The following is a 20,387-nucleotide window of genomic DNA, read 5'->3' as shown; positions in this document are numbered from 1 at the left end:
CGTTCAACATGATCAGTTGGCCCGTGAAGAGGGCTTGCGAGCCTGAGTGCGAGCCACTCTGCGCCGCTCACGCTCATCGTCGCTCACCAGCGGCAGCACCAGTCGGTGGGCGTGCTGGTCGCGGCCATAGTAGTCCGCCAGCCGCTGCTGGGGACGAAATCCCAATCCCTGATAGAGCGCCAGCGCCTCTGCGTTGGCATCCGCCACTTCGAGGCGAATCGCCCCCCAGCCAGCGGCCTTGCCCTCGCAGATCACCTGCTCCAGCAGGCGGCGGGCCCAGCCCAGACGGCGCACTGTCCAGCGGATGGCCAGCGCCTGAATGACCAGCCGATCCCAGCCTCTGTGCTCCAGCAGGCAGAGATAGCCCATCAGCTGATGTTTCTCGTCCAGCAGCAACAGGGTACGCCCCTTGGCGTGGGCCAGCAGATAGTGCCAGCGGCTGCGGCCAAAGGCGACTTCGGGAGGAAAACAGTAGCGTTCCAGATTAATGATGGCGCCCAGATCATCGGTTCGGGCCGCACGTACGGTCAACACGGGGAGTCCTTGTTCGGTTATTTATCCTCAGCACCAAAAATGCGACTTGTATCACAAGTTACCAAGGCGTCATATTAGGCACTGTAACCTCTTGTTTCCCCTCGCGCCATTGTCGTGCTTGTCGGTGCATCGAAGCCCACTGGGGATCCTGCCTGTTCAGGCAGTCTGATCTGTGGAGCCGAAAATATGAGTACCTATGTCATCGTCGAAGAGCTGGGCGACTGGCCTTGCCATGCCGATTATCTGCTGACCGCCCGCACCTATCTGCAACATGGCGTGCCGACCACCGGCGGCCGACCCCGCATCATCAACCTCTGCCGCAATCTGGAGCACCTGAGCGCAGGCTACTACTGCTCGCTACTGGCCCAGGCCCGCGGCCACCACTGCCTGCCTGGTCTGCAAGCCATCAGCCGACTGCAACCCCAGCAGCCACCGGCCAAGCTGTGGCGCAAGGCGCAGGGATGGCTGGCCCAGCAGAGCGAGGATCGGATTAGAGTGCGCGCCATCTTCGGCCAGTGTGAACAGAGCGAGCTGGCGGGGCTGGCCCGCTACTACTATGGCCTGAGCCAGCTACCGCTGCAGGAACTGACCCTCAAGCGCGGCCGCCACGGCTGGTCGGTACGCCAGCAGCAGAGCCTGTCGCCGCTGGAGCTGAGCCCAAGCGAGAAAGAGTTGATGCTGCACCACGCTCAGGCACTGGTGGGGACCGGTGACGAGGAGCAGGCGGCGCCGCTCTATCAGCTCGCCATTCTGGTCGACCCCGATGATGGCCGTGCCAGCAGTGACGGGCTGGCGCTGGAGCGCTTTATCCGGGCTGCCGCCGCACAGGGGATCCGGGCCGAGATCCTGCCACCGTCGGCCATCGAGCGGCTGCCGGAGTTCGACACCCTCTGGCTGCGTGCCGAAACCGCAGTCGGCCACTACACCTTCGAATTTGCCCACCGTGCCGAGCAGCTCAAGATGCCGGTGATCGACAGCTCCCGCGCCATCCTCGCCTGCAGCAACAAACTCTATCTCTACGAGCTGATGGTGCGCAGCGGCGTGCCCATGCCGCCCACCATGGTGGTGACCCGCCGCGGCCGCCACCATGTGGACGAGCTGGTACAGCGGCTCGGCCTGCCGCTGATGGTGAAGGTACCCGACGGGGCACAGGGGCGCGATCTCGCCATGGCCAGCGACGAGCAACAGCTGGCCCGCCTGCTGGACGAGGGGCTGGGCCGCTCCGCCCTGCTGCTGGTGCAGAGCCGGATCCCCGCCGAGTTCGACTGGCGCATCGGTTTTCTCGACGGCTCGCCGCTGTTTGCCTGTCGCCGCTACCGGCCCGAACCGGGCAACCGCATCCGCCGGCGCAAGCACCCTCTCGACATGAGCCGCATCGAGGCGTTACCGCTCAACGAGGTGCCGGAGCGGGTACTGCAGACCGCCCGCCGCGCAGTGCATCAGCTCGGCAATGGCCTCTACGGGCTCGATTTGCGCCAGCAAGGGCGTGACTGTGTGCTGCTGGAGATCGTCGACAACCCCTGGATCCGGGGTGATATCGAAGACAAGGAGGCGCAGGATCTCTACGAGCGACTGGCCCGTGCCTTCCGCCAGCGGCTGGAAAACCGGGGCCAGACCACCGTATAACCGGTCCTGACCTTGTCGCCGCCAATGACAGAGAGGGCCCCGCGAAGGGGCCCTCTCTCATATCAAAGTGTGCTGCGGCTGTCTTATTGCAGACGCAGGAAACGCCCGCTCAAGGGCGGTATCTCCACCGTTACGCTGCTGCCGCCGATGGCCAGACTCTCGCCGCTTTGCAGATCCACCAGCGCGCTGCCGCTGCGCAGTTTGCCCGTCGGCAAGTTGTAGCTGAGCGCCGTGGTGGAGAGGTTGAGCAGGTAGACTATCTGTTCGCCTGCCGTCTGCTTGATGTCACCATAGAGGCTGCCATCGGCCACCAGTTTGACTCGCTCTCCCTGATAGAGAGCGGGATGCGCGGCACGCATCGCCAGCAGCTGGGCCAGCCACTCTTTCAGCTCGGCCTGTTCGCTACCCGGCACAAAACCGGTGACAGCGGGCACCTTGCCGTCGCTGCGGGCCACATGGTCGTCGCACAAGCCCTGCGCTGCGCAGTCACCACCGACCTTGGCGGCAAAGCCCGGCACCTCGTCGCCAAACTCCTCGCCATAGTAGAAGGTGATGGGGCCTGAGCGGGCCGCCATAAAGCTGAAGGCTGCCTTGTGGCGCTGCCAGTACTCGGTCGACGTGAAATTGCCACGCTCCAGCAGATCACCAAAACGCACCAGATCATGGTTGCCCAGCATCAGGTTCGGCATGGCGTGATTCGGGTAGTTCTCCACCTTGTTCCAGCTGGCATCGAGCACGCTGGCCCCCTGCCCGCCCTTGCCGGACTCCTCCACCGCCAGCGCCTGCACGATGCCGTAGCGCAACGGGAAGTCAAAGGCCGAGGAGAGCGCCGGATTGTCGCTGCTGCCATAAGCCTGAGCGCGAATATCGTCAGCCCCCTTCCACACCTCGCCCACCATATAGCCGAGGGTGCCCCACTGCTGCCCTGCCGCTTTGCGCGCTGCGCTGGCCTGCTCCACCTCGCTGCGAATGGCGCGCCAATCATCCAGCCCAAGCTGATAGGCCTGATCGAGGCGCCAGCCGTCGATACCGTACTGCTCGACCCAATAGCGGGCCACCTCCTTGAAGTAGGCGAGGCTCTCCGGCTTGCTGTAATCCACCAGCTGGCCGGGATAACCCGCACCGCCGCTGGTGAGGGCTGGCAGACGCCCCTCTGGCGAGGGCTTGCTCACCCCCACCTTGTTGACGTGGCCAAACACCCCGTCGAGGAAGACATAGAGGCCGCGCTGGTGCGCCCCGTCCACCAGCTGTTTGAGCTTGGCATTGCTGCCAAAGTTGGGATCCACTGTGAAAAAGTCGCAGGCGAAGTAGCCGGTGGCATCGAGCCTGTTATCACCGCCTTGCCCCGCGCAGGAGTCGAACACCGGGGTGAGCCAGATAGCGTTGACGTTGAGACTCTTGATGTGGTCGAGACTGTCGATGATCCCCTGCAGATCGCCGTTGTGCTGGGAGGGGCCATAGCCGACGCCATAGTTGGCACTGCCGTCACCATCGGCAAACGACTCCACCATCACCTGATAGATGCGCAGGTTGCAGGCGGGTTGATCGTCGCCATAGCAGGCACGACTGGCCGTGGCGACCGGAGGATGAGTGACCGGCGGATTGACGACGGGGGGAGAGCTCTCCCCGCCTGAACTACCGCTGCCGCCGCAAGCCGCAAGTAACAGGGCGGCCCCGAGCAGACCGCCATAGCGTAACGTTCCCTGTTTCATTGTTATGTTCCCGCTGTGAGAGCAGGCGTCTGATACGCCTGTTTTTCACCATGATAGCGATGCTCACACAGCGGTGTCTGTGACTGAAAACGTTATCTGACTCAACTGGTTAGAGCACCCCTGCCGAGGCAAAACGGTAGTTGAGCGAGAGCCAGTAGGAGCGACCCGGCTCGGGGATGCGGCCGCTCTGCTCGTAGCCCAGCCCAGCCTGACTGCTGTGCACCGACTTGGAGAGGTGCTCGTAGTAGAAGGTGTCGAACAGGTTGTCTACCCCGGCCGAGAGCTGCCACCCCTTGGCAAACTGCCAGGCGCCGCTCAGGTTCATGGTGAAGAAGCCCGGGGTCTCCCCCTGATCCTGACCTGCAACGGTACCGGACCAGAGATCTACCCGATCCTGCGCCGCCACCGCGCGCCCCAGCAGGGTGAAGTTCAGCGCCTCATTTGGCTGCCAACCAAGGGCCAGCTTGCCATCAAGCGGCGGCATCTGGGCCAGCGGCTTGTTGTCGCTCTGGTTTTCGCCGTAGACCACCGCCAAACCACCATCGAGACGCCACTGCTCGGCAAACTGCCAGCGCCCCTCCAGCTCGCCACCCCGGGTCTGGGCATCGATATTGCGCACCTGGTTCGACTTGCTGTTGTAGAGCAGGTAGTCCTTGATGTCGGCGCTAAAGAGGGAGAGGGTCAGGTCCAGCTCGCGGCTGCGCAAAGCCAGCCCCGCATCCCACTGACGGCTGCGCTCCGGGTTGAGGGTAAACGGGGTGCTGTCCTTGCTGCGCTCCCAGTAGTCCGGCGCCCGCTCCGCCTGCCCCCAGGCCAGATAGCTGGACCAGCGGGGCGACCACTGGTACTCGTAGCGGCCAAACCCGCTGTTAAGACTCAGGGTATCGCTGTAGAGGGTCTGTTCACCGGCGCCATAGCGGGTGGTCTCTACCCTATCCTGACGGTAACCGCCCTTGTAGCTGTGAGCCCCCTGCTGACGACCCAGTTCGGCGAAGCCGCCCTGCTGCTCGAAACGCAGGGTGCGCTGGCGATCCTTGGTGGCATAGTCGACCCCACTCCGGCTGCGGTGCTGGTCCCGGTTGCTGTCGAGCCCGGCGGTCAGCAGCCAGTCTGCTGGCAAGGCGATGTCGTTGGCCCAGCGACCGCCGGTGTTGCGGCGATCCGGGTTGGAGAGCATCTTCATGCCGCTGTTTGGCCGCAGACTGAAGTTGTCCATGATGTGGTCGATGTAGTTGTCCCACAGGGTCAGCTCGCTGCGCTGCCAGTGAGTGGTGATCTGCTCCTGCTTGAGCTTCAGCCCGAAGGATTCGCGATCAAACATGGGGCCATCCATGGTGCGGTCCGCATAGGCGGCGCGGGCATTGCTGCGCTCGGCGGTCAGTTCCAGCCAGGTGTGCTCCCTCGGCGTCCAGCCCAGCTGGGCGGTGCCGTTCTCGCGGCGATAGAAAGATCGCACCTTGTTACCGTGACCATCGCGGTAATCGTCGCTATCGGAGTGGGTGAACTGACCGCGCAGATAGCCGTCGGTCGAGCCCGCCGTCATATCCACCATCTGATCATCACGGCCAAAGCTGCCATAGAGGGCCGAGGCATCGGCCTTGAGGCCCGGTGCGGTGAACTCGGGCCTGTCCCGCTCGAACAGCACAGTTCCCGCCAGGGTGGCACCCTGCTCCAGGGATTGCGGCCCCTTCAGCACCCGGATCCGATCAAAGGATTGGGGGAACACATAGGCCGTGGGCGGGTCCATCCGGCCACCACACCCACCGGCCAGCATGCCGCCATCCATCTGCACGTTGAGGCGGGACATCCCCATCCCCCGCAGCACAGGGTCGCCACCGAGCCCCCCTTTGCGCACCATGCTCATGCCGGTGACATTCTTCAGATAACCGGCGCCGTCGGCAGCAGGCATGGGGGAACCGGGCTTCTTGGGATCCAGTGTCACCTCCAGGGTGCTGGCGGGGCGGGTTGCCACCACCACCATGGGATCCAGCTGTTGCACCGGTTCCTGACCGGCAGCGCCGTGACAGGCGAGTCCACCAACCAGCAGGGCAAGGGGTGTGCGCATATGACAAGCCATACATTTTCCTTATGTATTTGTTTGTTTTGTTATTTTCATTCAACCAATCAAACCTTTCAGCAAGGGAAAGGTTTGCCGTCAGGCCGCAAAAAAGGCCTGCGGCGCGAAAGCGGCAAGCCTCTGTCAGGTGAAGCGAAGGCAAGTTGGCAAAATGTTGCGCAGGTTTTACCCAAGTTGGCTCAGAAAGGCAAACGGGCAAACATTCCAGTAACAGGAATCTGGCGTTGGCTCACAAAAAATGGGGATTAGCTGAAGGCCTCCCGCTCATCGATGGGAGAGATGAGGTGATAGACCTCATGAGCGGATAGCGTGCAGCCAACAGGCCACTCCAGCTGGTGGTGACGGTTGATGAAGACCCGGGCGCAGTGACGCTCCGTCTCCAGCTTTGCAAACAGCGGCTGGGTTCGCCAGGGGGTCAGATCCAGCACACCCGTGGTGCCATCCGATAACACCAGAAACAGGCGCCATCCCCGCACATACTCGACATCGATAAAGACCGGCATCCCTTCGGCTCCGATTGAGATAATTCGCGGCAATTATAAACACCCATCCCCCATCCATACGCGCTGTGGCTCACATTTTATCCAGCAGGTTATGCTGTGCTCATTAAGCGCGCGACATCACATTTTTAAATGATAAATGTGTTAATTCCGGCTTTTAACAAAATTGAATGCAACCTTAACCAGTTCGATCTGTCATAACCTCACAACAAGTAAAAAACGTCTGTGGACAGGCGCTTACAGTCTCATTCAGGAACAAAAATGACAGATCTAAAACAGCGACTCGGCCCGTTCTGGCCCTTCGCCATCTTCTGCGCGCTCGCGCTTTTCTCTCTCTCTTTCAGCCGAATCGCACTCGGTATATGGCAACTGGAACGAGTGGATGCCGTGGCCGGCTGGCAGGAGATGCTGCTGCAAGGGATCCGGGTCGACTTTGCGACCCTCTGCTGGGTCTGGGGTGTCCCCGCCATGCTCACTCTGCTGCTGGCAGGCCCCCACGCCATCGGCCGGGGTTGGCTGCAACTGATGCGCGTCTGGCTGACCGTCGGGCTCTGGCTGATGCTGTTCCTCGAGATCTCCACCCCCTCGTTTGTCACCGAGTATGGCGTGCGCCCCAACCGCCTCTATGTGGAGTACCTCATCTATCCGAAGGAGGTGCTCTCCATGTTGTGGGCGGGCCGCAAAGCCGAGCTGCTGCTGGCGGTACTCTTTAGTGGCGCCGTGCTGGCTGGTGGCTGGTGGCTGAGCGGCCGTCTGGTGCGTGGCCTCAGCTTCCCCCGCTGGTATCTGCGTCCGGCCTTCGCCCTGCTCATTCTGGCAATCGGTTTTCTCGGGGCCCGCTCCAGTATCGGCCACCGCGCCCTGAACCCGGCCATGGTCGCCTTTGCCGAGGATCCGCTGGTCAACGCCCTGACCGTCAACTCTGCCTACTCCCTCTTCTTTGCCATCAAACAGATGGGCGCCGAGGAGGATGCCGGCCAGTTTTACGGCGAGATGACGGAGCAGAAGGTGCTCGAGGTCATGCGCAAGGAGAGTGGCCGTCCGGCCAGTGATTTCAACTCCGAGCTGCTGCCCAGCCAGACCTTCAATGAGGCGAGTTTCCAGGGTAAACCGAAGAATCTGGTGATCCTGCTGCAGGAGAGCCTGGGCGCCCAGTTTGTCGGCTCCCTCGGCGGCCTGCCGCTTACCCCCAACATCGATGCCCTGTCGCAGCAGGGCTGGGCCTTCGAGCAGCTCTACGCCACCGGCACCCGCTCGGTGCGCGGTATCGAGGCAGTACTGACCGGCTTCACGCCTACCCCGGCACAGGCGGTGGTCAAACTCGGCAAGAGCCAGACCAACTTCTTCACCATCGCGGACCTGCTCAAACAGCGGGGTTACGACACCAGCTTTATTTATGGCGGCGAGAGTCACTTCGACAACATGCGCAGCTTCTTCCTCGGCAACGGCTTCACCACCATCGTCGAACAGAAGGATTTCGACAATCCGGTGTTCAAAGGCTCCTGGGGAGCTTCCGACGAGGATCTGATGGCCAAGGCCGACGAGACCTTCAAGGCGCTGCACAAGGAGGGCAAGCCCTTCTTCAGTCTGGTGTTCAGCTCCAGCAATCACGATCCGTTTGAATTCCCGGACAACCGCATCGAACTGTTCGAGCAACCCAAGCAGACCCGCAACAACGCGGCCAAGTATGCGGATTACGCCATCGGCGAGTTCTTCAAGAGGGCGAAACAGTCCGAATACTGGAAGGATACCCTGTTCCTGGTCATCGCCGACCACGACAGCCGGGTCGGTGGCGCCAGTCTGGTGCCAATTCCCCGCTTCCATATCCCCGGCGTCATTGTGGGTGACGGCATTGCACCGAAGAGGGATCCGCGCATCGTCAGCCAGATCGACATGGCGCCGACCCTGCTCTCACTGATGGGGATCAGTGCCGACTACCCTATGCTCGGCAAGGATCTGACCCGCATGCCCGCCGACTGGCCGGGGCGCGCCATCATGCAGTACGACAAGAACTTCGCCCTGATGCGCGGCAAGGATGTGGTGATCCTGCAACCGGAACGGGCGGCAGAGGGCTATGTCTACGATGATGCCAGCGAGAAGCTGACCCTGGCGGCGCAGCCGGACGCCTTGAAGGAGGATGCCCTTGGTCTTGCCCTGTGGGGCAGCATGGCCTATCAGAAGAGTCTCTATCAGACGGCCAAGGATGCACGCACCGCCGCCAATTGAGCCGCCCGTGCAAATTCAGCCGATAGCAGAATGGAAAAAACCGCCAGCTGGCGGTTTTTTCTATCTATTCATACTGTCAGCCCGCAGGCCGTTATGGCTGGGGAAAGCAGGGCAGGGAGCGGCTGAACTTGTGCTCGAATACCAGCGAGGTTTCGAGGTGCACCACCTCCTCGCGGGAGGTGAAGTGATCGAAGACGAAGTTGCGCAGGTGCTCGGTATCGGAGACACACAGGTGCACCAGAAAATCATCCTTGCCCCCCATGTGGAACAGGCTGATCACTTCGGGCAGCGCCAGAATGGCATCGCGGAAAGCATCGATGATCTGGCGGCTGTGGCGGGCCAGCTGCAGGGAGACCATGGCCTGAATGTGGCCACCGAGGGCCTGATAATCCACTTCGCAGTGCGCTCCCTTGAGCACGCCATCCTGCTGCAACTTGCGCACCCGCTCCAGACAGGTGGAGGGGGCAACGCCCACCAGCGCGGCCAGATCCTTGTTGGTCATGCCCGCATCCCGAAACAGATGGGCCAGGATATCCAAATCCAGTTGATCCAGGTTTCTCATCTTAACTCCTTGAACCGCTCAATTTTTTAGACTCTGCCCGTAAACCGGGGCAAACACAACGGCCATTGACATCCCCCCTGCCCCGCCTATCCTTGGCGCCATTCACCGGTCGCAGCCCTGCGACCACCACGCGAGGATCCGCCATGCACCCGTATCACCCTTTCTGGAGCCTTGAGGTTCCCCGTGTCGACGGTCAGCTGCTGCTGACCCCCTGCCCCGGCACCCAGCAGGTGCCGCTGACCCTGGCGCTCGATCAACTGCGGTTGGCCGGTGCCCACGGAGTGGTGACCCTGATGACAAGCGCCGAGTTAATCCGACTCGAACTGGCGCAGCTCGGCCAGCAGGTCGAGCACGAAGGGATGCGCTGGTTCCATCTGCCCATCGAGGATGATCTGGCCCCCGACACCGACTTCGAGGCTGCTTGGCAACAGGCGCTGCCGCAGCTGCGCGAGCTGCTGGGGGATGGCAAACATCTGGTCATCCACTGCAAAGGGGGCAGCGGTCGTACCGGTCTGGTCGCCGCCGCACTGCTGATGACCCTCGGCCAGCCACAGCAAGAGGCGATGGCCGCCATCAAGGCCCACAGACCCAAGGCATTTACCCTGGCCTGCCACCGCCAGTGGCTCGACCAGCTGGCCGAGCGGCTGGCGCAGGGCGACTGACTACTTGCCCCCCTGGTCGTAGGTAAAGACCTTGCCGATATCTTCCACCCGATAGCTGGTGAGCTGATAAACGTAGTAGTTGAGCCAGTTGGCAAACAGCAGATGACCGTGGCTGCGCCAGCTGGCGCGCGGCGTCCGGCTCGGATCGTTATTCGGGTAGTAGTTGACCGGAATGGCCGGGTCGAGCCCCGCCGCCAGATCCCGCTGATACTCCCCGTCCAGCGTCAGGGCATCGTACTCCGGGTGCCCGGTGACAAACACCTGACGACAATCCTTGGTCGCCGCCAGATAGACCCCCGCCTCTTCTGACTCGGCAAAAATCTGCAAGTCGGTCTGGGCGCGGATCAGATCGCCATCAAATGCCGCATAGCGGGAGTGGGGCGCCACAAACTCGTCATCAAAACCGCGCAGCAGCGGCTCGTGCTCATCGAGGCGATGGTGGCGATAAACCCCGGAGAGCTTCTCGCCGTGGGTCTGCTTCTCCATACCATACAAGGCTTTCAGCGCCGCCTGCACCGCCCAGCAGAGGAACAGGGTGGAGGTGACATGCTGATGGGACCACTCGATGATCTCGACGATGCGCGGCCAGTAGACCACCTCTTCGAACTCCACCAGCCCGAGCGGCGCCCCTGTGATGATCATGCCGTCGTAGTTATTGCCACGCACCTGCTCGAAGTCGTGATAGAAGTTCTCCAGATGGGCCTGCGGCGTGTTCTTTGACTCCCTGTCATCGATGCGCAGCAGATCCACATCCACCTGCAGCGGCGAGTTGGAGAGCATCCGCATCAGCTGGATCTCGGTCTCAATCTTCTTTGGCATCAGGTTGAGGATGAGCACCCGCAGCGGGCGGATGTTCTGGGTGACGGCCCGGGATTCCGTCATCACGAAGATGTTCTCCTGCCCCAGCACTTCGGCGGCGGGTAACTGATCCGGGATCTTGATCGGCATGCTTACTCCCTGTACTGCATCGGTAAATATGTCTGGACATCCAGAAGCCTATAATAAAGCTCCAGCCCTGTCATCAGATACCTTTTGTATTCACCCCCGCCTTTGACTAGCATACGGCTCAGTGTGTCTCCTGCTTCCAAGATAATGACCGGTATCAAGATTTCCGTAGATCGACTGCAAGTCGGCAACTATGTCTCCCTGCCACTGGGGTGGCGCGAACACCCGTTCCTGTTTTCCAGCTTCAAAATCAAAAGTGAAGAAGAGATCGAGCTGATCCGCCGTCTCGGCCTGAAACTGGTCACCATCATTCCCGACAAGAGCGACGTTCCGCCCAAGCCTCTCAATCAGGTACAGCCTCAGCAACAAGAGAGCGCAGACGCCGCCCAGCGTCAGGCCCGGATGCAGCAGGAGAAGGATCGCCGCATCGAGCAGTTACAACTCTATCGCCGCAACCTGCAGCAGTGCGAGAAGCAGTTCCAGCAGTCGCTGGCGCAGGTGCGCAGCGTGATGAGCAAGATCCAGTCACGCCCCCTCAATGCCATCGGCGAGGCGCAGGAGCTGGTCAACGCCATGACCGAACAGCTGCTCTCGGTGGACGAGATGGTGCTCCATCTGGTCTCCGACAGCGAGGATGGCAACAACCTCTACTTCCACTCCCTCAATGTGAGCGTGCTCAGCATGCTGCTGGCCAAGGAGTGCTGCATGACGGCCGACGAGATCCGTCAGGTCGGCATGGGGGCGCTGTTCCACGATATCGGCAAGCTGAAGATCCCGAGCCAGATCCTGCGCAAGACCGAGCCGCTAACCAAGCCGGAGCAGAACCTGATGGCCCAGCACCCGCGCTACGGGCTGGATCTGCTCAATCTGGCCAAGGATTTCCCGGCCGAGGCGAAGGGGATCGTGCTCCATCACCACGAATATCTCGATGGCAGTGGGCCGGAAGGGCTCAAGGGTGGCCAGCTCGATCCGCTGACTCAGATGGTGTCACTGATCAACGAGTACGATAACCTCTGCCACATGCAGGCCAAGGTGCCCTACTCGGCCCTGAGCGGCCTCTACAAGCAGCGCAAGGCGCAGTTCAATCCGGAGTACCTCAGCATGCTGATCCGGCTGATGGGGATCTATCCCCCCGGCAGCGTGGTGCAACTCTCCAATGGTCAGGTGGGGCTGGTGATGTCGGTCAACGCTTCCCGCCTGCTCTACCCCTCGGTGCTGGTCTACGATCCGCGCATTCCCCGTCAGGAAGCCGCCATCATCGACCTGCAGCAAGCCGAACTGTCGATCGCCAAGGTGATCCATCCCAAGCGGTTGCCGCCGGCGGTGTTCGAGTACCTCAACCCGCGTACCCGGATCAGCTACTACTTCGAGCACAACAAAGCCTGATTGTGTTGGCCCAAGACCAACCGTTGCCACCCGTTTAATCCAAGGAGCCTGCCATGCGTATCGAGATCATCAGTACCGGAGACGAGATAGTGACGGGTCTGGTGGTGGATACCAATGCGGCCTGGCTCAGCGCTCTGCTGCTGGAGCAGGGGTGGCAGGTGCGCCGTCGCCTGACGGTGGGTGACAACCTCGCGGACCTGAAAACGGTGCTGCAAGAGAGTGCCAGCCGCGCCGAGGTGGTGCTGGTGTGTGGCGGGCTCGGGCCCACCGCCGACGACCTCACTGCTCAGGCCGCCGCTGAAGCCTTTGAACAACCGCTCACCCTCTTCCCCGAATGGCTCGCTACCATCGAAGCGCGCTACGCCAGCCGTGGCCGCCCCATGGCACAAAGCAATGCCAAACAGGCATGGCTGCCACAGGGGTGCGAGATCCTCGACAACCCGGTCGGCACCGCCTGCGGCTTTGTGGTGCGAAGTGGCCAGAGCCAGCTCTTCTTCACCCCGGGCGTGCCGTTCGAATTCAAGCAGATGGTACGCGAGCAAATTCTGCCGCGCCTCAAACAGCTGGCCGGTGCGCAGATCGATACCGAGCTGCGTCGCTTTTACACCTTCGGCGTCTCGGAGTCGGCACTCAGCGATATGCTGGATGGCTACCCCTGGCCAGCTGGTATTGAGCTGGGTTACCGCTCCTCCATGCCCCTTATCGAGCTGAAACTGATCGGCCACGGCGCCAGTGCCGCTGATATGGATAGTGCCGAGCGCCGACTGCTGGATACGATCCGCCCCTGGCTGGTTGGCAGCGGAGATACGGAACCGGCGCAGCAGATCCTGGCGCTGCTGCAAGGCAAACCGCTGGCTCTGCTGGAGGGAGAGAGTGGCGGCGCCCTGCTGGCGCTTTGTCACGGCTATCCCCGGCTGGAGGCCAACTTCAGTACGCAACTGGCCGATGAGCTGGCACAACTGCCGACCGCCGATGCGGGCCTGCAACTGACCATAGGGCGAGAGGGGACAGAGGGGGTGCCACTGCTGCTCAGCGCCGATGGCATGCACATCGGTCAGACGGTCAAGGTCAGCCATCCCGACCCGGAGAGCCGCCGCAAGATCCTCGCCTTTGCCGCCCTCGACATGCTGCGCCGCCATATGCTGGGTAAGCCGGTGCTCGGCGATTACCTCACCCTGGCCAGAACAGCCCAACGCAGCTGATAACCACCTCCCCCCTGCCAGCGACCCTATGTCGCTGGCGCTGCGATCCGTCTTTTCACTTAGTTTCCAAACAGCGCCCACATTTATCTGGCCGCCATCACCGATTTGACTTCAATTCATTGACCATTCAGAGGAAATATCTGAATACTGCCCACTCTCAGGGTTGGCGACTCGCTTTATTAATCATTGAGAGATTAAATGACAGTAAAGGAGCGAGCCGATCGCTCCGTTTTCATCCAGCAAGGAGATGCGGTGTTAAGCAAAGAGTGGTTGCTGCTATCAAGCGATATGGAACTGGTCTGCCTGCGGATTGCCGCCGGTCTCACCAAACCTGTCACGGAACAGGATGTGCAGGCTCTGCTGCTCGCTTCCAACTGTCGCCGCTATCAGCCGCTGCCCGAGGGGATCAAACAGGCCATCAGCCTGCTTAATACCCTGCTCACCAACCCTGCCGCCCCCGTCCCCGCCAACCCCATCCCTGTCGGCAAGCGTCAGGATGCCCGACTCGCCGTAATCGTGGAGAAGGATCGCATGAGCGCCATCGCCCAGATCACTGCCGACTGGGGTGGCAAGTATGTGACGCTGGAACAGTTGAAAGAGGCGATCGCCATCAGCGAAATCAAACAGGGGGTGAGTGAGCAACTGCTCACCGCTGCCATCCAGTCAGCTAAGGAGGCCGCCCCCGGCAGTCAGCTCAAGCTGGTGATTGCCAACGGCCAGCCTGCCGTCAATGGTCAGGACACTCGCTATGAGCGGCTGGTGGAGACCCCGGCCGAACGGATCCTCAAACCGCAGGAGCTGGGGCATGGCAAGGTCGACCTGCGGGATCTCGGCTCCATCGTCACCGTCAAGGCCGGCGCTCCGCTGATGCGCCGTCATCCGGCCACCGTCGGGGTGCCCGGTTTTACCGTGACCGGTCAGGACCTGCCCGCCAAGGATGGCAAAGACAGTCCGATGAGTGCTGGCGAGGGCACCTTTATCTCCCCCGACGATCCCGACCTGCTGATTGCAGGTCGGGCGGGCCTGCCCTGTCAGGAGAAAGCGGGCATGAAGGTGGACGAGGTGCTCAGCGTCAAGCAGGTGGATGCCCGCCACGGTCACATTGATTTTGAAGGGGGATTAATCGTCAGCGGCGACGTCAACCCGGGCATGAAGATCCGGGTCAGCGGTGACATCGTCATCGGCGGCTTTATCGAAGGGGGCTGGATCGAGGCGGGGGGCAGCATCACGGTACGCCACGGCATCATTGGCCGCCGCAACGAGCAGGGAGAGTACCTTTGCCAGCTCAATGCACAAGGGGAAATCCACGCCAGCTACGCCCAGTATGCCCAGCTCGAAGCGGGGGGGGATATCCAGATCCAGAGCCAGCTCAGCCACTGCTACTCCCGCAGCGGACAAGATATCAAGGTAGGCGATAGCAACATGCGCAAAGGCACTCTGCTGGGGGGCACCAGCATTGCCAATCGCCTGATCATGGCCCCCAGCCTGGGGGCCGAGGCCGCCAACCATACCCGGCTGCAGATCCTTGGCGGCTACTTCACCCACAAGGAGCAGGAACACCAGCTCAAGCTGCGCCAGCAGGCGTGTCAGACCCAGCTGGATAAAATCAAGGAGCTGGTCATGAAGTTGCTGCAACTGCCCGGCGACAAGCGCAATCCGGATACCCTGCGCAAGCTCAAACCGATCCGGGACCATCAGCTGGCCGAACTGGCCCAGCTCGATGAGCAGCTCACCGCCAACCAGGAGGAGCTGCGAAACTTGATGGCTCAGATGGAGGTCATTGCCACCCAACACCTCTACTCCGGCATCGAGGTCGAGATGGCCAGCTTCAAACGCAAGGTTACCATCACCCGAGGCCCTACCCGCCTGACCATCCATGATGAAACCCTGGAGATGACCCCTTACGAGGGACACAAATAGCTCAACCGGCACAGCCCCATCGCTGAACCGGCCGTGATCCCGCCGCCGATTTTCGCTACACTCGCCACTTCCTTGGCCCCACCGGGCGGGCCACCCAGACTCAGGTAGTGAGAGATGTACAAGCTGATCGCATTGGATATGGATGGCACCCTGCTCAACCCGCAGGGCCAGATTACTCCCCGCACCCACGCCGCCATCAGCGCCGCGCGCGCCAAAGGGGTAACCGTTGTGCTGGCCTCCGGCCGCCCGCAGGAAGGGATGAGCCGCTATCTGGAAGAGCTCGGCCTCACCACAGAGCATGACTACGTCATCTGCTACAACGGCGCTCTGGTGCAACAGGTGGCCGATCAGCGCATCATCCGCAGCCAGCTGCTGACCGGCAGTGACGCCAGCGCCGTCGCCAAACTGGCTGACGAGCTGGAAGTTAACGTCCACGGTTTCTCAGTCACCCGTGGCCTGATCAGTCCCCGTGTCAGTACCTACACCGAGCACGAATCTCGCCTTATCGGCATGCCGATCAATCTGATCGACTTCGCCACCCTGCCTGCCGACGAGCAGGTCATGAAGGTGATGATGATCGACGAGCCGCCCCAGCTCTCCCGCGCCATCGAGCGACTGCCTGCAGAGCTCTATGAGCGCTATACCGTGGTACAGAGTGCCCCCTTCTTCCTCGAGTTCATGAACAAGCAGAGCAACAAGGGAACCGGCGTGGCCGCACTGGCCGAGCACCTTGGTCTGACCGCCGATCAGGTGATCTGCGTCGGGGATGCGGGCAACGACCGCCACATGATCGAATACGCAGGCCTCGGGGTTGCGATGGGCAATGCCACCGACGAGATCAAGGCTCTCGCCCAGCACACCACCGCCCGCAACGATGAAGATGGTGTAGCTCAGGTGATCGAGCAGTTCGTACTGAACGCCTGATCGCAATCGAACGCCGCTCCGCCCGATAAGGAAATAAAAACGGGGAGGCTGTCAGCCTCCCCGTTTTTTCTCTGATTAGTTATCTGCGTGATGAGCGGTAATTCGCTCGCATCACTGGTTCGCCAGACACTGGGTATGGGAGCCCGGTTGCAAGTAAGGCGTCAGCAGAGGAGCCATCCCCTTGAGCACCTGCACCGGCAGTGCCGAGGTGAAACGGAACTTGTCAGACTGGCTACCCGGTACATAGGCGGTCAGGGTACCGAAGTGATCCTCACCCAGATAGAAAACGAAGGTCGCAGTGCGGTTGCGCGCCAGCGAGCTGGTCACGTTGCCATAACGGCCCACGGTTTCAATCCGGTTATCCCCGGTTCCGGTCTTGCCCCCCATCTGCAGCACAGTGCCATCCGGCAGGGTAAAGGCACCGGCGATACGTCTTGCCGTGCCCCCTTCAACGACCTTGGAGAGCGCACTGCGCAGGGCTGCCGCCACCTCTGCTGGCATCACTCGGGTTCCCTCGGTGTGCTGCGGCTCAAACTCGGTCTCGAAGGGCGTCCCCTTGGCGAACGAGAGATGCTCGATACGCAAGGTTGGCGAGCGGATACCGCCATTCTGGATAATCCCCATCAGCTCGGCCAGTGCAGCCGGGCGATCGCCGGAGCTACCCAACGCGGTCGCCAGCGAAGGCACCAGATGGTCGAACGGGTAACCGAGCTTGGCCCAGCGCTGATGGATATCGAGGAAGGCTTCAACCTCCAGCATGGTGCGGATCCGGCTGTCACGGGCACTGCGATGACGGGTCTTGAACAGCCAGCTGTAGACCTCTTGCCGCTCGTCACGACTGGCCGCCACCGCGTCGGCAAAGGTGGCCTTGTCGAACTCCTTGAGATAGGCCAGCAGCCACAGCTCCAGCGGGTGAACCCGGGCAATGTAGCCCTGATCCGGCAGTGAATACTTGCCCGGACCATAGCTGACGTAGAGCTGATTAACCCGCTTGGCACTCAGCTTCTCTCTCGGCAACCGCTCCGCCAGGAAGGCAGCAAAAGCCGCTTCGCTGGCTTCCGGCATCAGGTAGCGGTGAACCGCCGCCAGACGTACCGCACTCGGCTTGAGACCGTCGAGGAAGGTATCGAGCTGCTCCTCGGGAGTCTTGCCGCGATATTTGCGCCAGAAGCGCAGCAGATAGGTCTGCCCCTCTTTGTCGGCAAATTTGGCCAGATACTCCTGACGACGGGGATCCTTGTCATCCTTCAGCAACTGGGCACGGTTGCCCTCCTTGTAGAGGCTGTAGCGCACGATATCGCGCATCAGCCGTACAAAGGGCAAGTTAATCGACTCACGCAGAGAGTCACGCAACGTCGGAATACGATTGTTATCCTCGCGGCGGAAGTTGTTGAAGGTGTGCATGCCACCACCGGTAAAGAACCCTTCGTTGGGGCTGGCGGAGTATTTGCGATCCAGCGCCGCTTCCAGCATTACAGGCAGGCTCTTGTCCTGAGCCGTCATCAGATAGGAGATAGCCCAGCGGCTGAGGTTGTCCTGAGAGACGGCGGCCAGCTTGCGCAGATTCTCGACCGGCATCCCGGCATAGTTGTCGTGCAGCTCAGCCACGATCTCCAGATAGGTGGTCAGCACCCGCAACTTGGCGGTTGAGCCCAACTCCAGCTTGGAACCTTCGTTGATATCGAACGGCTGATCGGTGTTGTCGGTCTGCACCCGCACCTTGAACCCTTCCGGCGACTTCTCGAACAGGGTGAAGCTGTAGCGCACATCGCCCGTCTTCTCCGGCGAGAGCAGGCGCTCACCAAACAGCCCTACCTGGGCGGCAAACGTCGGGTCGGCCAGCTGTTGCAGATAACGGGAGATTTCGTTCTGCAGCGGCATGTTGAGGCTGGTATCGGCCGTCAGATCCATCCGGTCGAGGTCATAGAGCTGCACCCCGAGCTGACGGCTCAGGCGAGTACGGGCAACCTGCAACCCCTTGTTATTGTTCACCCGGGTGATAGCAGGGGACTGCAGGAAGTCACGGAACGTAATCTTGGCCTTGAGCGCCGCCTCCATCAGAGGTGGCGTAATCATTCCCTCCTGCACAAACAGGCGCAGGTAGCTGTCGGTCAGGGTAGCCAGCGCCTCTCGCCCCTGAGCCAGATAGTAAGAGGGACGGCGGTGCGCAATCATCAGCGAGACCACCTGACGCAGGGCAAGCCCCTGTTCGGCCAGCGGTGCATTCTGGTTGCGGGCGGGGTCCAGCAGACGGTTCACGTCATCGACATTGGCACCAAACCAGACCCAGAGACCATCTCCCAGACCATGCACTTCACCATATCCCGGCGCAGCCGAGAGCGGTACCGAGTTGAGGTAGGCCCAGGCGACCAGTTTGCGCGCTTCGAGGGTTTCCGGCCCGAGACGATAAGCCCGCACGCTGGCAGAGGCCATCTGACGGATCTTCTCGGTCGGCGACAGGGTCAGGCCATCCGGCGAGTGGCGATACTTCTCCACCTGGGTCGCCAGGGTACTGCCACCGGCAGATTGATCCTGCATATCGAGCGCCTTGCCCACTTGAGAGAGCGCGGCCTTGGCAAAACGGGGCCAGTCGACTGCCGGGTTGGCCAGCGGCTCTTCGTTGCTCAGCAAGTCGCGGTTCTCGATAAACAGCAGCGACTGGATGACGAGCGGCGGAATGGAGTCAAAATCCGGATAGTGATGGGTCGGATACTTGAATTGATAGAAGGGCTCGGCGCGGCAATCGTGCAACGTCAGGCCAGCCTGCACCTTCTCGGTATAGGGCACGAAGAAGCCACGACTGGCGTAGTCATAGAGCGCGTCGGAGAAATGCACCTGCTTGCTGACTTCATAGCCCCGCTGCAGCAGGCGCTCCTGCATCATCGGCAGTTGCACATAGCCGAGCCGCTTGTCGAACGGGCCATCCTCAGGGAAGGCGATCTGCTTGCTCTGGCCTGGCTCGACCTGATAGGTGAGCTTGGCGGCATAGCGGGAGATCTCCTGAGATTGCAGCTTAGAGGTTTTCATCTCATAGCCAACCAGAGCGATCACCGCCCCCAGGCACAATAAAAAGAGAAAACAGAACAGCCAACGCCACCAGGGACGGCGCTTGCGCTTTGGGTTCCCGTCCGAGGTCTGGACAGATGAATCTTGAGATGCCACTTGTGTCAAATCCGTCTGTTCTGATGCGCCCATATCAGCCCCACCATGGTTGCGCAATTTATTGTGTTTCACTCAAGCTTAGTCTTTTCAAGTCAATGGCTTGAAACTATTGACCGCTTTGTGGTGATGGTAACAGGGCAATTCTAAAAAGGGGAGCCGATTGTTGCAGGAGTGGCAGAGATCCGAGCTGATAACAAAACACCGGCCAGTGGCCGGTGTCTCTTAAGCGAAAGCGCAACGCTTATTTGTGAGAGCTCATGCCCTTCAGTTTGGTGCTCAGCTCTTTACGCTCTTTGGAGAGCTCGGCGTTCTTGATGATGTGGTCATCCACGCGCTCTTCATAGTCGGCACGCATGTTGGCGATGATCGCCTGCACATCATCAATGCTCATGCCCGGCTTGATGTAATCGCTCAGGTTGTCGAGCAGCAGCACGCGCTTCTGGTTGTCACGGATCTTCTTCTCATTATCCGCAATTTCACGCTTGAGTTTGTTCTGGCGACGGGACATACGCACATATTCCAGTACATCGCTGAAGGTGGACTTGTTTACTTGTTCCATATCGATACCACTGACTTAAGGTTGATAAAAACTGGCCAAGTTACACCTGGAACCCGGCAAACTCGGCACGGGACAGGCAAACTCAAGATGCCCTTACTCTACCGAGTTATAAGCGAGATACAACCCTAATCACGCGCCATGAACAGAGTTTGGCCAAAAGTAAACCAGTTAAAATGGCCAGTAATTCATCAGATAAGGGCTTGATATAGATAGGAAATGGAGGAGATGACAGGGTTTTAGTTCTCTTCCTCTAGATAAATGCTAACACTGGCTGTTTAACACGCTAAAAACATCAAAACCCGGTCGTGAGGCCGGGCTTTGTGTTGGTTCTTGCGTACAAATTTGTGGGACTTATGGACAAAAACGCCCATAGCAAAAGGCCTTCCCATT

Annotated in this window: 16 protein-coding genes; 8 read left to right on the top strand and 8 right to left on the bottom strand. The window is 60.8% G+C overall.

Annotation, left to right across the window (positions count from 1 at the left end):
- Positions 1 to 12: 12 nt before the first annotated feature.
- Positions 13 to 534: an N-acetyltransferase family protein gene (locus tag VF684_RS12070; protein WP_440174264.1), complete on the bottom strand. Its 522-nt coding sequence runs from the start codon at positions 532 to 534 to the stop codon at positions 13 to 15.
- 186 nt (positions 535 to 720) lie between these two features.
- Here VF684_RS12070 and VF684_RS12065 point away from each other — a divergent pair, with 186 nt between their 5' ends.
- The gene (locus tag VF684_RS12065; protein ID WP_064341595.1) at positions 721 to 2,160 is read left to right on the top strand and encodes a RimK family protein; all 1,440 of its coding nucleotides are present in this window, start codon (positions 721 to 723) and stop codon (positions 2,158 to 2,160) included.
- Between the two features lie 83 nt (positions 2,161 to 2,243).
- Here VF684_RS12065 and VF684_RS12060 read toward each other — a convergent pair whose 3' ends face one another.
- Both VF684_RS12060 and VF684_RS12055 read right to left on the bottom strand, forming a co-directional pair.
- A complete protein-coding gene (locus VF684_RS12060; protein ID WP_440174262.1) occupies positions 2,244 to 3,872 on the bottom strand; it encodes an alpha-amylase family glycosyl hydrolase in 1,629 nt (542 codons plus the stop codon).
- Positions 3,873 to 3,981: 109 nt separating this feature from the next.
- Positions 3,982 to 5,949, bottom strand: coding sequence for a TonB-dependent copper receptor (locus VF684_RS12055; protein WP_201911872.1), 1,968 nt, complete (start codon positions 5,947 to 5,949; stop codon positions 3,982 to 3,984).
- On the opposite strand from VF684_RS12055, the gene VF684_RS12050 reads away from it, so the two are divergent.
- Entirely contained in the window at positions 5,938 to 6,198 is a 261-nt protein-coding gene (locus VF684_RS12050) for a hypothetical protein (protein WP_124928440.1), read from the top strand. The two genes, VF684_RS12055 and VF684_RS12050, sit on opposite strands and share 12 nt — an antisense overlap.
- Here the strand turns inward: VF684_RS12050 and VF684_RS12045 are convergent.
- Positions 6,195 to 6,452, bottom strand: coding sequence for a DUF2442 domain-containing protein (locus VF684_RS12045; RefSeq protein ID WP_139730612.1), 258 nt, complete (start codon positions 6,450 to 6,452; stop codon positions 6,195 to 6,197). The genes VF684_RS12050 and VF684_RS12045 overlap by 4 nt on opposite strands.
- A 258-nt stretch (positions 6,453 to 6,710) precedes the next feature.
- On the opposite strand from VF684_RS12045, the gene VF684_RS12040 reads away from it, so the two are divergent.
- A complete protein-coding gene (locus VF684_RS12040) occupies positions 6,711 to 8,675 on the top strand; it encodes an LTA synthase family protein (protein WP_139730611.1) in 1,965 nt (654 codons plus the stop codon).
- A 91-nt stretch (positions 8,676 to 8,766) separates the two neighbouring features.
- Here the strand turns inward: VF684_RS12040 and VF684_RS12035 are convergent, their stop codons facing one another.
- Positions 8,767 to 9,237: an Lrp/AsnC family transcriptional regulator gene (locus VF684_RS12035; protein WP_005336001.1), complete on the bottom strand. Its 471-nt coding sequence runs from the start codon at positions 9,235 to 9,237 to the stop codon at positions 8,767 to 8,769.
- Positions 9,238 to 9,380: 143 nt separating this feature from the next.
- Here VF684_RS12035 and VF684_RS12030 point away from each other — a divergent pair, with 143 nt between their 5' ends.
- Positions 9,381 to 9,899 (top strand): cyclin-dependent kinase inhibitor 3 family protein, encoded by a 519-nt coding sequence (locus VF684_RS12030; RefSeq protein WP_040067125.1) that lies wholly within the window; start codon positions 9,381 to 9,383, stop codon positions 9,897 to 9,899.
- Here VF684_RS12030 and metA read toward each other — a convergent pair whose 3' ends face one another.
- Complete coding sequence (metA, locus tag VF684_RS12025) at positions 9,900 to 10,847, bottom strand: homoserine O-acetyltransferase MetA (protein WP_042053667.1); 948 nt, start codon at positions 10,845 to 10,847, stop codon at positions 9,900 to 9,902.
- Between the two features lie 144 nt (positions 10,848 to 10,991).
- Between metA and VF684_RS12020 the strand changes: the two genes are divergently transcribed.
- From VF684_RS12020 to yidA, 4 genes are all read left to right on the top strand, one after another.
- A complete protein-coding gene (locus tag VF684_RS12020; protein WP_058057906.1) occupies positions 10,992 to 12,230 on the top strand; it encodes an HD-GYP domain-containing protein in 1,239 nt (412 codons plus the stop codon).
- A gap of 53 nt (positions 12,231 to 12,283) precedes the next feature.
- Positions 12,284 to 13,432, top strand: a complete 1,149-nt coding sequence (locus tag VF684_RS12015) for a CinA family nicotinamide mononucleotide deamidase-related protein (protein ID WP_139440894.1) — start codon at positions 12,284 to 12,286, stop codon at positions 13,430 to 13,432.
- Between the two features lie 252 nt (positions 13,433 to 13,684).
- Entirely contained in the window at positions 13,685 to 15,352 is a 1,668-nt protein-coding gene (locus VF684_RS12010) for a DUF342 domain-containing protein (protein WP_193558147.1), read from the top strand.
- A 114-nt stretch (positions 15,353 to 15,466) separates the two neighbouring features.
- Positions 15,467 to 16,276, top strand: coding sequence for a sugar-phosphatase (yidA, locus tag VF684_RS12005; RefSeq protein WP_440174259.1), 810 nt, complete (start codon positions 15,467 to 15,469; stop codon positions 16,274 to 16,276).
- Between the two features lie 111 nt (positions 16,277 to 16,387).
- Here the strand turns inward: yidA and VF684_RS12000 are convergent, their stop codons facing one another.
- Both VF684_RS12000 and tmaR read right to left on the bottom strand, forming a co-directional pair.
- A complete protein-coding gene (locus VF684_RS12000; RefSeq protein ID WP_047436640.1) occupies positions 16,388 to 19,471 on the bottom strand; it encodes a transglycosylase domain-containing protein in 3,084 nt (1,027 codons plus the stop codon).
- A 208-nt stretch (positions 19,472 to 19,679) separates the two neighbouring features.
- The gene (tmaR, locus tag VF684_RS11995; protein WP_005336024.1) at positions 19,680 to 19,997 is read right to left on the bottom strand and encodes a PTS system regulator TmaR; all 318 of its coding nucleotides are present in this window, start codon (positions 19,995 to 19,997) and stop codon (positions 19,680 to 19,682) included.
- Positions 19,998 to 20,387 lie beyond the last annotated feature (390 nt).

The sequence above is a fragment of the Aeromonas sp. Lyrl_2 genome, from assembly GCF_051948815.1.
GTDB classification, from domain to species: Bacteria; Pseudomonadota; Gammaproteobacteria; order Enterobacterales; family Aeromonadaceae; genus Aeromonas; species Aeromonas veronii.
Note: the sequence above shows the minus strand (reverse complement) of the source record. Positions and strands in the feature narration are given on the sequence as shown.